Source organism: Paenibacillus septentrionalis (assembly GCF_042659865.1).
Taxonomy (GTDB): Bacteria; Bacillota; Bacilli; order Paenibacillales; family Paenibacillaceae; genus Pristimantibacillus; species Pristimantibacillus septentrionalis.
Genome location: NZ_JBHSTE010000003.1, coordinates 315,571 through 330,887, shown reverse-complemented (window position 1 = coordinate 330,887; position 15,317 = coordinate 315,571). Strand labels below are relative to the sequence as shown.

At 43.9% G+C, this 15,317-nt stretch carries 10 protein-coding genes and 1 pseudogene; 5 read left to right on the top strand and 6 right to left on the bottom strand.

The window, feature by feature from the left end:
• The first annotated feature begins 1 nt into the window (after window position 1).
• The 5 genes from ACFP56_RS09795 (at window position 2) to cysI (ending at window position 6,117) form a co-directional block, all read left to right on the top strand.
• The gene (locus tag ACFP56_RS09795; protein WP_379233840.1) at window positions 2-541 is read left to right on the top strand and encodes a hypothetical protein; all 540 of its coding nucleotides are present in this window, start codon (window positions 2-4) and stop codon (window positions 539-541) included.
• A 36-nt stretch (window positions 542-577) separates the two neighbouring features.
• A complete protein-coding gene (locus ACFP56_RS09790) occupies window positions 578-1,429 on the top strand; it encodes a helix-turn-helix transcriptional regulator (RefSeq protein ID WP_379233838.1) in 852 nt (283 codons plus the stop codon).
• A gap of 72 nt (window positions 1,430-1,501) precedes the next feature.
• A complete protein-coding gene (locus ACFP56_RS09785) occupies window positions 1,502-2,173 on the top strand; it encodes an SOS response-associated peptidase (RefSeq protein ID WP_379233836.1) in 672 nt (223 codons plus the stop codon).
• A 292-nt stretch (window positions 2,174-2,465) separates the two neighbouring features.
• Window positions 2,466-4,301 carry an assimilatory sulfite reductase (NADPH) flavoprotein subunit gene (locus ACFP56_RS09780; protein ID WP_379233833.1) on the top strand — a complete coding sequence of 612 codons (1,836 nt, stop codon included), beginning with the start codon at window positions 2,466-2,468 and terminating at the stop codon, window positions 4,299-4,301.
• Window positions 4,302-4,377: 76 nt separating this feature from the next.
• On the top strand, window positions 4,378-6,117 hold the full coding sequence (cysI, locus tag ACFP56_RS09775) for an assimilatory sulfite reductase (NADPH) hemoprotein subunit (protein ID WP_379233831.1): 1,740 nt from the start codon (window positions 4,378-4,380) through the stop codon (window positions 6,115-6,117).
• 118 nt (window positions 6,118-6,235) lie between these two features.
• On the opposite strand, the gene ACFP56_RS09770 is transcribed toward cysI, so the two are convergent.
• From ACFP56_RS09770 to ACFP56_RS21785, 6 genes and pseudogenes are all read right to left on the bottom strand, one after another.
• On the bottom strand, window positions 6,236-7,486 hold the full coding sequence (locus ACFP56_RS09770) for an MFS transporter (protein ID WP_379233829.1): 1,251 nt from the start codon (window positions 7,484-7,486) through the stop codon (window positions 6,236-6,238).
• 324 nt (window positions 7,487-7,810) lie between these two features.
• Complete coding sequence (locus tag ACFP56_RS09765; protein ID WP_379233827.1) at window positions 7,811-8,704, bottom strand: carbohydrate ABC transporter permease; 894 nt, start codon at window positions 8,702-8,704, stop codon at window positions 7,811-7,813.
• 66 nt (window positions 8,705-8,770) lie between these two features.
• Window positions 8,771-9,682, bottom strand: coding sequence for an ABC transporter permease (locus ACFP56_RS09760; RefSeq protein WP_379233825.1), 912 nt, complete (start codon window positions 9,680-9,682; stop codon window positions 8,771-8,773).
• Window positions 9,683-9,739: 57 nt separating this feature from the next.
• Window positions 9,740-11,362: an extracellular solute-binding protein gene (locus tag ACFP56_RS09755; RefSeq protein ID WP_379233822.1), complete on the bottom strand. Its 1,623-nt coding sequence runs from the start codon at window positions 11,360-11,362 to the stop codon at window positions 9,740-9,742.
• 316 nt (window positions 11,363-11,678) lie between these two features.
• A complete protein-coding gene (locus ACFP56_RS09750; RefSeq protein ID WP_379233820.1) occupies window positions 11,679-13,955 on the bottom strand; it encodes a helix-turn-helix domain-containing protein in 2,277 nt (758 codons plus the stop codon).
• Window positions 13,956-14,254: 299 nt separating this feature from the next.
• Window positions 14,255-15,317 (bottom strand): annotated as a pseudogene (locus tag ACFP56_RS21785) (collagen-like protein); the annotation flags it as partial.

The window sequence follows — 15,317 nt, the reverse complement described above, 5'->3', positions numbered from 1 at the left end:
AATGAAAAAAAGATGGCTGTTGCTAATCGTAACGATTATGTTGGGCTTGATTTTGCTGGCTGGTGGACTGCTCGTCTATATTTCTCCTGATGAGGAGCTAACGATGGACTATGAGCCTGTTAAACTGGAACAGAAAGTATTGGATATGGTACGTAATTTCAAACCTGAAGTCGTTTTGAATGAATCGGACATCAATACGCTGATCAAGGCGAATATGGACAGGCAGCTGCACGAAGATGTATACGTCGATGGAGCACATTTTCAAGTGGCGGACAATCAGCTATATGCCAAGCTGAACGTTACGCTGCGGGATGCTGTTAAGGCAGAGGTTACAGCCGTTTATGCCATCATGTGGGAGGAGCCGAATCTGATGCTTGAGCCTGTGGCCTTGAAGCTGAAAAATATGAATCTGCCTGTTAATTGGCTGAATGAAATAAACGTTCCGATTTATGATCCTGCCAATTCTGTTATAGCGATAGAAAGCGTAAATACAAGAGGCACTGAGCTAATCATAAAGCTGAAATTCAGCATGTTTGGATAATAATTTTTATTAGGCAAAGCAAGAGGAGAGAAACAGTTGGAATCATCATTATTACTTACATTCAAATCACCTCCGTTTCCGTATTTTATTGAATCGAATTCACACACATACGAAGCTGGAGAGGAACATCCCAACCGTACGAATATTGGTCTATTCGATATGATTTATGTGAGGGAGGGCTGTATGTACATTGCAGAGGAAAACCACCGCTGGGAGCTAAAAGAAGGAGAGGTGCTTATTCTAAGACCTGATGCATGGCATTACTCCTATGCACCCTGCAGCGAGCGAACGACTTTCGATTGGCTGCACTTTCAAGCGGCTGGACCGTGGGAGGAAATCGAAAGCACGGAGCTGGGGACGCTGCGTGGTGATTACTACACCTATGCGTTGCGTGTTCCAAAGCATATCAAGCTTCAGGCAACTTATGAGATGAAGTCTTTGCTTGAGGCGCTTCATGAAGCTGCTAGAAACAGCTCGCATGGGGCCTTTTGGGATCGACAGCAGCGCTTTTTACATTTGCTGCAAATGCTTGATGAAGGCTGGAGAAGTGATACAGCCAAAGCTTCAGTCGTAGTAGCCGAGAAGGCAGCTGCTTTCCTGAAGCGCAATTACCGCTATTCTGTCAGCAATCAAATGCTTAGTGATGCGCTTGAGCTTCATATCAACTATATTACGCGCAGCATGAGTGAAGTATTCGATTGTACACCACAGCAGTACTTGCTATATTACCGCATTGATCAGGCAAAGCTGCTCTTAATTAAAACAGATTGGCCAATCGCGCAAATTGCACAGGAAACGGGCTTTAAGCAGACCGCGCATTTTTCCAGATTGTTTGCTAATCAAGTTGGTTTATCGCCGCTTCGTTATCGCAAGAAATTTACACATTAAATGCATAATCTACCTCCTTGCTACAAAAACTGGAATGACTCGTTACTCGTTCCACACCAAGGAGGTATGTTTATGATCGGACGTTTTTCACTAAAAGCTGAGGTTTCCGATGTAGTTGAGCAGTTCAAGGTAAGCAGAGTAGAGAAAGCACATAGTGAACGATACAATGTAGTGCCAACTCAAGTCGTATCGGTTGTAATGAATGATCGTCACCAGCAGCGTGTTGTTCAGGAAGCAAGATGGGGGATGTTCCCGTTTTGGGCAAAGGATTCGGTTAATACCTCTAAAGCAGACATGAGCCGCAAGCCCTTTTTGCATGAGCTGGCACGGCGAAACCGCTGCGTCATTCCATGCACAGGTTTTTATGGGGCTAAGCTGATTGGACAAGAGCGCGACCCACGCGCTATGCATATTGTCATGCAGGGCAAGCCAATGTTCGGCATAGCGGGCATATTCGATTGCTTCCGCAATACACAAGGGAAGGAATATCGTGTATTTACGATGCTGACAGAGGAAACGATTGGTCATATGGCGGATTGGCAGCCCACCTTGCCAGTCGTGCTTGATGAAGAAGGGATCGAAGCTTGGCTGAATCCGAATCAGCGCAATGTGGACATGCTGCAGGTGTACTTGCCTCGCTTGGAAAGCTACCAGCTTAGAGCTTACCCGGTTACCAATGATGTGCATAATGAGCAGTATGATACGCCAGATTGCATTCGAGAGCTGAAGATTGATTTTGCATAGTAACCTATGAAGAGAAAATAAGCAGCTTGTCTAGATGGTGAGGACATGTACTCACGTTATCGTTTAGACAAGCTGTTTTTGTTCTAGTTCAGACATTATATCTTGCAACTAATGGTATAGCATATGTCCATATATTACCTATAAGAAAACTATGTGCTTAGATTCAATATTTCTTATAGGCTGAAGCTTCACTTTACATTGACCCCTTACCATCAATATGGTAATTTTAATGATAGATTAAATCAGAGTAATATAATAGGAATTAATTATATAACTATGCGGGGTGTAGAATTTGCAATTATTAATTACGAATAGTCCGTTTTCTGAAGAGCAGCTTCAGCATATTAATGCATTGCTGCCAACATTAACTGAATCGCAAATTCATTGGCTTAGCGGGTATTTGGCTTTTTATCGCGCGGGCAATGTGCAAGGTAGTGTGCAAGCGGCTATACCTGCTGAGGGAATAACTGCCATATCGGCTCCAGCAGTAGAAGCTGTTCAGATTCCGAAAGAAGCAACGATTGTATTCGGTTCACAGACGGGCAACGCACAGCGTCTCGCAGGTCGTCTAGCAGACCGGTTGAAGGCTGACGGCTTCGACGTAACGGTATCGGCTATGAACAAATTCAAAACGAATGATTTAAAGAAGGCTGTGAATTTGTTTGTTCTTGTCAGCACGCATGGTGAAGGAGATCCGCCGGACAACGCTGTGTCATTCTATGAGTTTCTTCACAGCAAACGCGCACCAGAGCTTAAGCATGTGAAATACTCCGTGTTGGCACTTGGCGATACGTCTTATGAATTTTTCTGCAAAACAGGTCAGGATTTTGACCAGCGCTTAAATGAACTCGGAGCAGAGAAGCTAGTTGATAGAGCGGACTGCGATGTAGATTATGAAGAAACAGCAAGCGCGTGGATTAACGCTGTTGCTGAAAAACTGAATCAAGCACAAGCAGCTCCAGCAGTGCAAGCGGTGAGCGCTGTAGCAGATGCAACGGCAAGCTCTGTTGTTTATACACGCAACCAGCCATTCCAGGCTGAAGTGATTGAAAGCATTAACCTGAACGGCCGCGGCTCTGACCGCGAGACGCGTCATCTAGAGCTATCGCTAGAAGGCTCCGGCATTACGTATGAGCCAGGTGATGCTGTAGGGATTGTCCCTCACAACGATCCACAGCTCGTTAAGGAGTTGATCGAAGCTCTTGGCTGGAAGGCTTCTGAGCAGGTTACAACCAAGGATGGTGTGAGCCTAACGATCGAAGAAGCTTTTTCGACAGAGTATGAGATTACGGTTTTGTCCAAAACGCTGCTAGAGAAATTTGAGCCGTTTGCGAAGAATGATAAATTCAAAAAGCTGCTTGCTGATTCGAATGAAGTAAGAGCGTATGTGAAAGGCCGAGACTTACTGGACTTGGTTGAGGATTTTGGACCGTTCACATGGCAGCCAAGTGATGTAGCAGGTGTACTGCGTAAAATTCCTGCACGTTTATATTCTATTGCCAGCAGTCTGAATGCGCATCCTGATGAAGTGCATCTGACGATTCGCAAGGTACAGTATGAGACACACGGCAGAGAGCGCAACGGCGTATGCTCCGTATATGCTTCAGAGCGTTTGGAGATTGGAGATCGCGTTTCGGTATTCGTTCAATCGAATCCGAACTTTAAGCTTCCAGCTAGCCATGAAACTCCGGTTATTATGATTGGACCTGGTACTGGTGTTGCTCCATTCCGTGCATTTATGGAGGAGCGGGAGGAACAAGGGGCAAGCGGCAAGTCCTGGTTGTTCTTTGGAGATCGTCACTATGTGACTGACTTCCTGTATCAAACAGATTGGCAGCGCATGCTGAATGAAGGCGCACTAACGAAGCTTGAAGTAGCCTTTTCTCGTGATACGGAGCAGAAGGTATACGTTCAGCACCGTTTGCTGGAGCATGCTGCTGAGCTATATACATGGATTGAAGAAGGCGCTCATCTTTACATTTGCGGAGATGAGAAGCATATGGCACATGATGTACACAAGGCATTGCTGCAAATTATTCAAGAACAGCGGGGCGTAAGCGAGGAAGCTGCTGCGGCTTACTTGCAGGAGCTGCAGGATGCTGGACGCTATCAGCGCGATGTGTATTAATAAAAGAATAATTAATTGAGCCAAAAGGCATCGGGATATATGACAGATTGACAGAGCTATGGGGAGGGTTAACGCAATGACAAGCAAAAAAAAGGTTGAGCCAATCGGCGGAACGCCTAGTGATGTTGAAGATTTGAAGGTGGCGAGCAAATATTTGCGCGGCTCACTTGCTGAACAGTTAAACAACCGCGTAACAGGCGGTCTGACAGAGCTTGACAACCGATTATTGAAATTCCACGGCAGCTATATGCAGGATGATCGCGACTTGCGTCAAGAGCGTGAGAAGCAAAAGCTTGAGCCTGCATTTCAGTTTATGCTGCGCGTCGTTACACCGGGTGGTGTAGCAACACCAGATCAATGGCTCGTAATCGACGAGCTTGCAGACAAATATGGTAATGGCACGATGCGCGTGACAACACGTCAAGCGTTCCAGCTACATGGCGTTCTCAAATGGAATTTGAAGCAAACGATTAAAGGCATTAATGACACACTGCTGACAACGTTGGCTGCTTGTGGAGACGTTAGCCGTAACGTGATGTGTAATCCTAATCCACTGCAATCCAAGGTGCATGAAGAGGTTAACCATTGGGCCAATGAGCTTACGCTTCATCTTGCTCCGCGTACACCTGCCTATCATGAAATTTGGCTGGATGGCGAGAAGCTGGAAAATCCGTACAAGCCGTACAGTGAACCAGTTGATCCTGTAGAGCCGATTTATGGACATGTTTATTTGCCTCGTAAATTCAAAATCGGGATCGCCGTTCCACCATCCAACGATATTGACGTATATTCCCAAGATCTTGGTTATATCGCAATTGTCGAGGACGATAAGCTGATTGGGTTCAATGTAACAGTTGGCGGCGGTATGGGGATGTCGCATGGCGATACCAATACGTATCCTCAGCTAGGTAAAGTCATTGGCTTTATTACACCTGATCAGGTGCTGGAAGTGGCAGAGAAGGTTGTAACGATTCAACGCGATTACGGTAACCGCTCAGTCCGTAAAAATGCGCGCTTTAAGTATACGATTGATCGTCATGGCTTGGATTGGTTCAAGGAAGAACTGCATGATCGCCTTGGCTGGGAGCTGGCTCCGGCACGTGAATTCAGCTTTGAAAATACGGGTGATCGTTATGGCTGGGCGAAAAACTATGATGGTACATGGAATGTAACGTTGTTTGTTCGCAGTGGTCGTATTGCAGATACAGAGGACGAGCAGCTGAAGACAGGCTTGCGCGAAATCGCAAAAGTGCTTAAGGGTGATTTCCGCTTGACCGCTAACCAAAATGTGATGATCGGCAATATTCCTGCGAAGCAAAAAGCAGCGATCAACAAGCTGCTTAAAAAATACAATATCTCTATTGGTGAGGAATTGTCTGGTCTGCGTCGCAATGCTTTGTCTTGCGTAGCATTGCCAACATGCGGCCTTGCAATGGCAGAGGCGGAGCGCTACTTGCCAGACCTGCTTGATAAGCTGGAGCCAATTTTCGAGAAGAACGGCTTGCTTGACAACGAAATCAATATTCGCATGACAGGCTGTCCGAATGGCTGCGCACGCCCTGCGCTTGGCGAGATCTCCTTTATTGGTAAATCTCCTGGCAAGTACAATATGTATATGGGAGCTGGCTTTGCAGGCGAGCGTCTGAACAAAATGTACAAGGAAAATATCGGTGAGGCAGAGATTTTGTCAACACTTGAACCGCTTATTGAGCATTATGCCAAGGAGCGCAATAAAAAAGAGCATTTTGGCGATTTTGTAATCCGCGCTGGCTATATTAAAGCAACAACTGATGGAACGAACTTCCACAACGCTTAATACGGCTGCTGCAATAACTTAACAGTCATAATGAGTAAAAGCATATCTGGAAATGCCCCGTGGCGCGAATAAAGCGCTGCGGGGCATATTTTTAAATAGGAGAGTAATGGATTGGCTCTTATCCATTTGTTTCTGCGACCTGAGGCTCTTTGGGCAGCGTAACGAAGATGATGAAACCGATAATAAACAGCGGGATAATCGCTAAAATGGCGAAGCGCGGATTACCTGTTAACGTTGTCGTCAGCGCCATGACGCCCGGTCCAATAATCGCTGCGAATTTACCGAATATATTGTAAAACCCGAAAAATTCATTTGACTGATGCTTTGGAATAATTTTTGCAAAGTAGGAGCGGCTTAATGCTTGAATTCCCCCTTGTGCAGATGCTATTAAAGCGCCTAACAGGAAAATATGCAAGACCGATGTGATGAAGAATCCGCTGATACACACAACAGTGTAAGTGAAAATTGCAACGATAATTAAAGCTTTAGCGGAGTACTTTTTTGCCAGATTGCCATACAGAATAGCAAATGGAAACGCGATAATTTGAATGACGAGCAGAATGCCAAGCAAGGCAAAGGTATCGAGTGCATCACTTCCCAAAACGGAAGTCGCGTAAGGGACGACCATCTTAATAATGGTATCGACGCCATCAATATAAAAGAAGTAAGCCATTAGAAACACGAAAACAGTTCGATACTGCCTAATATTTTTAAAGGTTTTTGCTAGTCGCTTGAAGCTGTTAATAACAGGCTTCGGTTCTGGCTCGATATAATGCTTTTGACGTACATGTTTAATCATTGGAATGGTTAATAGCCCCCACCAAACAGCTGTTACAATAAAGCCGATTTGATAGCCTATTGCTTTATCCATCCCTAGCGCAACAATTAGGGCAAGGCTGATTCCGAATGGAATAACGCTTGAAATATATCCATAGGCATAACCCTTCGATGAAACCTTGTCCATGCGCTCATCGGATGAAACGTCTACCAAAAATGAATCATAAAAGATGTTTGCTCCAGCAAAACCGACAGAGGAGAGAACATAAAAGATCGCTAGCAGCTGCCACATGCCGCTTGAAGGAGGTACAAAGGCTAGTGATACGGTAAATACCGCACCCATAATAAAGAAAAAGAGAAAGAATCGTTTTTTTCTATCCTTATAATCTGCAATCGTTCCTAGTATAGGACTCAGGATTGCCAACAGCAAGCTAGCAAGCGTATTAAAATATCCCAAATCCATACTGCTGTTTACATTATTGAACATGCCAAACACAACAGGCAACAACGCAGTGGATATCGCGATCGAGTAGGCTGAATTGCCGCAATCATATAAGATCCAGGATCGTTCCTCTTTGGTAAGCTTCATCATCATTCCTCCATCTATTTATTCGTTATAGGTCATCTATCAACCTATATCATTCGAATAAACTCGGCAATTTCCTTCCCAATTTCTGCATCTTAACCAAATCATAACAAACCATGAACATCTCAATTAAGCTTTCAGTATGATATCACTAGTATTGATAACATCATATGATAGACGGGGAGGGGGATATACGATAATTTTTTGATGAGTATAAAAAAGTAGGGCATCCACCATATTCAAGTATGATGAATACCCCTCTATAGATATAAATAGCAAAGCAATATTTGCTCACCTTCGCAAAGTTTCGGCTAATTAGTGGCAGTCGTGTTAACCCTTAACTGAGCCAATCATCACCCCTTTATCGAAGTATTTTTGAATAAATGGATACACGAGCAATATCGGCAAAGTCGAAATAATGATTACGCCATACTTGATTTGATCCGCATAACGCTGAGCATAGCCTCCTGCACTGCCACCAGTTCCGGCTCCGCCCGAAAAAACCTGGTTGCTTAGTAGAATGTCGCGTAGTACGATTTGCAGCGGCTGTAGTTCGTTGCTGCGAATGTAGATCAAGCCCGTAAAGAAATTGTTCCAATGGCCAACGAGATAATAAAGGCCAATAACGGAAATCAGTGCTTTTGATAAAGGCAGTGCCACTTTAATAAAATAGGTAAAGTGAGAGCAGCCATCCATTGCGGCTGCTTCGTACAGCTCCTTCGGTAGTGAATTTTCAAAAAAAGTGCGTGCGATAATCAAGTAAAAAACGTTCACGCAGAACGGAATGATAAACACCCATACCGTATTGATGAGATGAAGATCCTTCATAAGCAGGTAAGTCGGGATTAGCCCACCATTGAAAAACATCGTAAATACAAAAGCAAACATAATAAATGTTCCTGCCTTAAATTCTCTGCGTGAGAGCACGTAGGCAGCTGGGAGCGTAACTAGTAAATTCACAAGCGTTCCTGCAACCGTATAAAAGATCGTGTTGCGATAGCCGGTCCATATTCTGCTGTCCTGAAATATCTCGGAGTAACCGAAAAAGCTGATACCTTTTGGAAACAGCAATACTTTACCTGTAGAAACTAAAACAGAGTCGCTTATAGAAGCAATAATAATAAAGTAGAGCGGGTAGGCAATCAGCAGGAAAATAAAAGCGCAAATTAGACCGAGCAAGATTGAAAAACTGATCTCGGAAATGGACTTTCTGGTGGTATGCATCGTGCGGCTCCTTTCTTTGGCAAGCCAATTGGAACAAGATTTGCCTCAAGACAGGCATTAAAAGCATTAATACAAGGATGTATCGGACATTTTTTTGGAAATGGCATTCATGCTAATAAGGAAAATGAAATTAATTATCGTGTTGAACAGTCCAATAGCAGAAGCATAGCTAAATTGATTCGATACGATTCCAATTTTATACACATACGTTGCTATAACCTCTGAAACTGGCAAATTGAGCGAGTTTTGCATGAGGAAGATCTTTTCGAAGCCGGTGCTTAGTATATTTCCCATGCTTAGAATAAATAGAATAATGATGGTTGGCTTAAGTGCCGGCAGATCGATATAGCGAACCATCTGCATGCGGCTTGCGCCATCCATTTTAGCAGAATCATACAGCTGAGGATCAACTGTAGATAGGGCAGCCAGATAGATAATACTGTTCCAACCGCAATGCTGCCATATGTCAGATAGCACATAAACGGGAATAAATGTATTAGTTGAGGCAAGCAGATTAATATGTCCCAAACCGATTGCTTTCATAAAATGCCCGACAATACCCGTTTCGGAGGACAGTAAAACATTAAGCATCCCAACAAGTACAATAATGGAAATAAAATGCGGCAAGTAAACCGTTGTTTGCATGAGCTGTTTATACCGTTTGATCCGAATTTGGTTAAGCAGCAGCGCCAAAATAATAGGCGCAGGAAAGCCGATTACAATTGTTGCGAAGCTGATTAGAAAAGTATTTCGCATTAGGCTTTCAAATTGATAGTTTTCAATAAATTGCGTAAAGTAGTATAATCCACGGAACTCACCGCCAGTTAGTCCTTTGCTAAAGTCATAATCGCGAAAGGCAAGCTGGATGCCATACATCGGGATATAGTTGAATATGAATATCGCGACAATAGCAGGGAGAACCATTATCCATAACTGATAGTCGCGAATAAAGGTTTTACGAAAGAAATGCTGTCTCATCGCTACCCTCCTAGAAGGAAGATGCTAGCAGGTCGATACTAGCATCTAAAAGTTTGTCTATCTATTGGCTTTATATTCCTCGAAGTAACGCTGCATAATTTCCAGATTTTGCGGCAAGCCTGCTTTTTGGGCCTCCTGGACATAGCTGTTCCATTCCTCTTCAACGCCGCCGGACGTTATCCATTTCGCAAAATTCGTGTTGGCAAGATTCATAAGATTGGTGTTGTTAAGACTCATTGTATTGTTGTCTTGGCTGGAATATTTGATAAAGGCGCTAGGGAAAATATCCTCTCCAGGATTAATGCGAGAGAGTGCTTCCTGTAGTGCTTCTGAATCGTTGAGCACCTCTTGCATATCTGTTCCAAGCGTTAAGTTGATATCATCTGAGATATAGAATGCGCCGTTATCAGCCCAAGTGGACGTCCATTTCCATGTGCCAGGATCCATCTGAGTATCCTTTGGCGGCAGCACGCTATATGAACCATCCTCATGCTTTTCAATATTCGGGCCAATTGATCCGAATAATGCTTGAATACCAACCTCAGGGGTATAAAGTTCATTGATAAAACGCATAGCAGCTTCCTTATTTTTCGATCGTGCAGACATGACAATGGCATTTGCGCCATAATTCAGCGTGTAGAAATCATAGCTCCACGATACATCGCCTGTATAAGAGGCGCTCCATTTCAGCGGTGACATGGACGTATATTGCGGCGCAAGCTGTTCCCCGAATCGGTCTGAAGCAACCCAGCCCCATGTGAAGCCCACTTTGGCAATATCGCCTTCACCACGTGAAACGGATTGGAATTTGGTATAGTCATGCGTAAAGACTTCGGTGTTAATTAAGCCTGCTGCATACAGCTTATTCAGAAAAGTAACGAGTTCTTTAAATCGATCATCGATTAGAAAGTTTTTCACTTGACCGCCCTCTACAAAATAGCCTTGTCCGCTAATATCGGAAGAAAGGTTGATTCCCATCCCACCTAGCATGACCGCAGGGTTGAAATAGCCGCCAATGCCTCCTGGCCAGTCAACAGGTATTTCATCATTGGGATCGCCATTTCCATTCGCATCCTGTTCCTTGAAGGCAAGCAGCACCTCATACAGCTCATCCCAGTTGGTTGGCATCGGTAGTCCTAGATTGTCAAGCCATGTTTGGTTGATATATTGACGGTTGACTGAATCAGGCCAGAAACGCTGATACTTTGGCAAGCCAAGGATTCGTCCGTCTGTTTGAGTAGCGATAATTTGTGTACTCGGGTTGTCTTGGAACATACTCTGTACGTTAGGCGCCTGCTCCAAAAGCTCATTCAAATCCTGAAACAATCCATTAAACTGTGCAAAATCTGCATCAGTAATGACATTTGGACCAACAAATAAATCGGGGATGTCACCGCTTGCCAGCATCGGTCCTTTTTTCTGATCCCAATCTGCCGTTATTTCTTGCCACTCAATATCTACATTAGCTTTGTTTTCGACCTCTTGAAGCCATTCCATTTCAGCGAGCGGTTTTGTAAGCGGATGCTTTACGATAATCGCAGTAAGTTTATCCTTGTTTCCACTTGAGCCTTCTCCATTGTTTGGCTTTTTCTCGTTACTGCCGCCATTGCTTCCGCTGCAAGCAGAGACTAGCGTGAGCACAAGAACTCCAGCAAGTATAACCGACATCATTTTTCTCATTGTCATACCCCCTTAATAATATGCCAGTGACTGCCCATAAGAGGCTGTTAGTCAGCCTAGCGATATCAGTGTAGTGCAATCTCCGATCTGTCGTAAACGAGCAAGAATTGAGTGATCCACAAAAATTGAAAGCGCTGTATTAAAACGCTTTCAATACTTATGGAGCTATCATGTATCGTAGTACCTCTTGAAAAATTGCTGATTGCTATAATTTTTGTGTATTCTAGCTGGGATGAAAAGAGCGGCAAAAGAAGGAGCTGTATGCGTTCGGAATTGAACTTGCATACAGCTCCTTGCAATAGTTATACGTATATGATTAGTCAGACGGCTTTAATTGATCTCGATATTGCCCTGGCGTCATACCGATAATTTTTTTGAACGAACGAATAAAGCTCGACGCGTTTAAATAACCAACACGTAACGCAATGCCCTCGATGGATTGCTCGGAGTTTTTTAGTAGATGTATCGATTGTTTAATTCTAAGATGATCGATATATTCCTTAAAGTTTTGACCGATAGTTTTTTTAAAGTGGTAGCTGAAGTTAGAGGTAGACATTTGAAATTGGTCTGCCATGAATTGAAGGGAGAGATTAGGGTCTGACCAATGCTCTTCAATCAGATCTAATATTTGCTCAGATGGCGTCCTTCTCGAATGATTTGGCACTGTATCAGCAGTTAATTCACATAGCTTATGCGAAGCATCCGTCATAATGCTGAGCATTTGATCAAGGGTATAGCGATGCTGGAAGACAAATTCAATATTGCTCAATACCGAGCTGTTATCCTGCTGATGCTTTTCGAGCGCATTGAATAGAATGCTCATCGTATTTAGATAGATGGTTCTTCTAATGTGTGGGGGCATGCCTCCATTGCTCATATAGCTCTGAATCTGTTTTGTTAGTGCTTTGATTTGCTCGATATCATTTCTTATAATAGCCAGCTCCAAGGTTTGTATCAGTTCTGACTGATAGGAGACGACTCCTTGTGCAGTTTGAAAAGCATCTGAATACGCCATAATTATCGTTGTACGTTGGAATCTAATATGCTCCAAGCATCTTGAGGCTTGAAGGTAGGCTGTATAGAATATGCCGATACCGTCTTCGATTTTTTGTTTATTGCTCATGCCGATTAGACATTCCTGCTTAAACGCATCTGATAAATGTTGCTGCAGCTGGCTTAGCCTGTCTAATACAGCAGCGTGTTTTGAATGCGACAGAATGATTAAGCACTCACGCTTATACATGCTTTTTAAGATGTAAACCTCAAGTCGTTCATTGTGCTCAGATTGAAGCAGTTTCTGCTTGCAGCATTCCACTAATTGGGTATCCATTTCCTGTTCAGTCAAAATGGCCGCTACTGTAATATACGGATATGGAAACGTGATTCGATATTGTACACTATCCTGCTTAAAGGATGTCCAATCATCATAATGCCCTAATAGTAAATCGAGTAGAATTTGATCCCTGATCTTTGGTTCGGTCAGCTTTATTTTGTTGTCTAATGAGTCTCTTGTTAATGTAAGCTGATTCAACGCATAATGAATGGTTTCAATTTCATCAAGCTCATCTTTATTTTTGTTTTCGAATATGGAGGATGCCGCATCAACTAACCGCTTAATTGGCTGATAATTCAGGCGTAACGATAAATAGATGACGCACGATGTGAGCACAACAATAATCAATAAGAGCACGAAGGTCATAAACTGGATATTTTTAACGTCTTGTATCGTTTCTGACACAGGGAGCAAGCGGATATAGTGCCAGCCGTTACTGTCAGAGATTTGCTCTGACACTAAGTATTTATCTGTTTGAAAGGTACGTTCGACAGTGCCTTGAAACTCGATGTCAGCTTTAAGCACTTCACTAAAATCAGTAGCTTCAATCGCAGCGCACCCAAGGGTAGAAACAAGACAGCGTTTGTGCTCATCGGTAATGATGAAAATACCGTTTGAGTCTTCTCGAGAGGCGTTCATTAATTCTAAAATGGTATGTTCTTTCACTAATATTAATAATGACCCAGGTGAGTTGCTGCCACCTAAAGGCAGAGGCAATACAAAGCTGAGAAGGTTTACAGAATGCCCGCCAGGCACAATGACTGATTCAACTGGTCGCACGATAGGACTCGTTAAGTTTTGCAACTCGTCGTACATTTCATCAACCGACCAATTGCTGTAATAGTACCCAACACCTCTAGTATCAAAATCCTGCAGTGTATAGGCGCTTCCTTTATTACTAAAAAAATAATCCGCTTCTTTGAGGTAGAGCAGCGCATTTTCAATAAATGCATCAATGACATTATACTTTTTCATTTCATTCATAATGATAATGTGTTGTAATGGATTTTCATTCACCATATAAGGCTTAATTTCTCGATTATGTAAAATTTCAGATGGCAAGTTATATACGTATTTTGTGAAAATATCCATCGAATTTTTCAACTGCTCGGTGGAGTGTTCATTCCAGTCTGTTGATTTTTCTTTCATGATGTTCATTGTAAAAGGATAGAAAAATGAGAGAATAATGAGAAGTGGAAGAACAACAATTAATGCGTATGAAACAATAAATTTATGAAGAAGTCCAATATTTCTTTTCATAGTATTTCTCCATATCATTCGTAATAGAAACGACGAGCGAATACAGTAGATAAACTACAATGAAAGCGTTTTTTTATCATAATAGCATAATTAACATAACTATACAGCACTTTATCTTTTTGTTAATGTTAGTGCGTTTCACAATGACTCTTATTAAAGTCTAGCATGCGCTATCCGAGTTTGGAATAAATAATAGAGAAAGATGAAAACCATAGGCTCTCATCTTTCTTTATTATTTAAATACTAGTTATTACGATGTCTACTCGTTCTACTACTCCTATCATACTCTTATTACTAGATTACGTTATACGTTGTGCTGACCATACAATTCCTTGGTCGGCAGTACCGCCTAGATCCAAACCAATGGTTAATCCAGCAGCCTCATAGTATAGACCAATTGTGTCGCCAGCTGTAAGTTCAACTTCTCCTGTTAAAGTAACAGTTCCACTACCTAAAATAGCTCTCAGGGTTAATACTAATGCGACGTTGACATTCAAAATTGGGAATACGCCAGTAATTAAGTCTGTTAGAACAGGAGCAGTTCTACGAATAACAAAAGCTGGAGTTACACCTGGACCAAGAGATACAGTAAGAGCAGCAGTAGTTTCATAGTTTATTGTAGCCATAAATGCGTATCTTCCAGTTTCTGGAACTGTGAATGTTCCAGTGGTAGGATCAAAGGCACCAGAGTTGAAGTAAGGATCTGCAACTGTCCATGGCGCGATTTGAGTTGTTGCTGTTACACCGTCTAAGGTTGCGAGAGCAGAGAAGCCATCTTCAAAACCTGGGCCAGTCGCACCAGTCGGACCTGTGTCGCCCGTCGCGCCAGTTGGACCTGTGTCGCCGGTAGCACCAGTCGGCCCCGTGTCACCGGTAGCGCCAGTCGGACCTGTGTCGCCGGTAGCACCAGTCGGCCCCGTGTCGCCGGTAGCACCAGTTGGACCCGTGTCACCCGTAGCGCCAGTAGGACCTGTATCGCCCGTCGCACCAGTCGGACCTGTGTCGCCGGTAGCACCAGTCGGCCCCGTGTCGCCGGTAGCACCAGTTGGCCCCGTGTCGCCGGTAGCACCAGTCGGCCCCGTGTCACCGGTAGCGCCAGTAGGACCAGTATCGCCCGTCGCGCCAGTAGGACCAGTATCGCCCGTCGCGCCAGTCGGCCCCGTGTCACCGGTAGCGCCAGTCGGCCCCGTGTCGCCTGTAGCGCCAGTCGGCCCTGCATCGCCCGTCGCGCCAGTCGGCCCCGTGTCGCCTGTAGCGCCAGTATCACCCGTCGCGCCAGTCGGCCCCGTGTCGCCGGTAGCACCAGTCGGCCCCGTGTCACCGGTAGCGCCAGTAGGACCAGTATCGCCCGTCGCGCCAGTA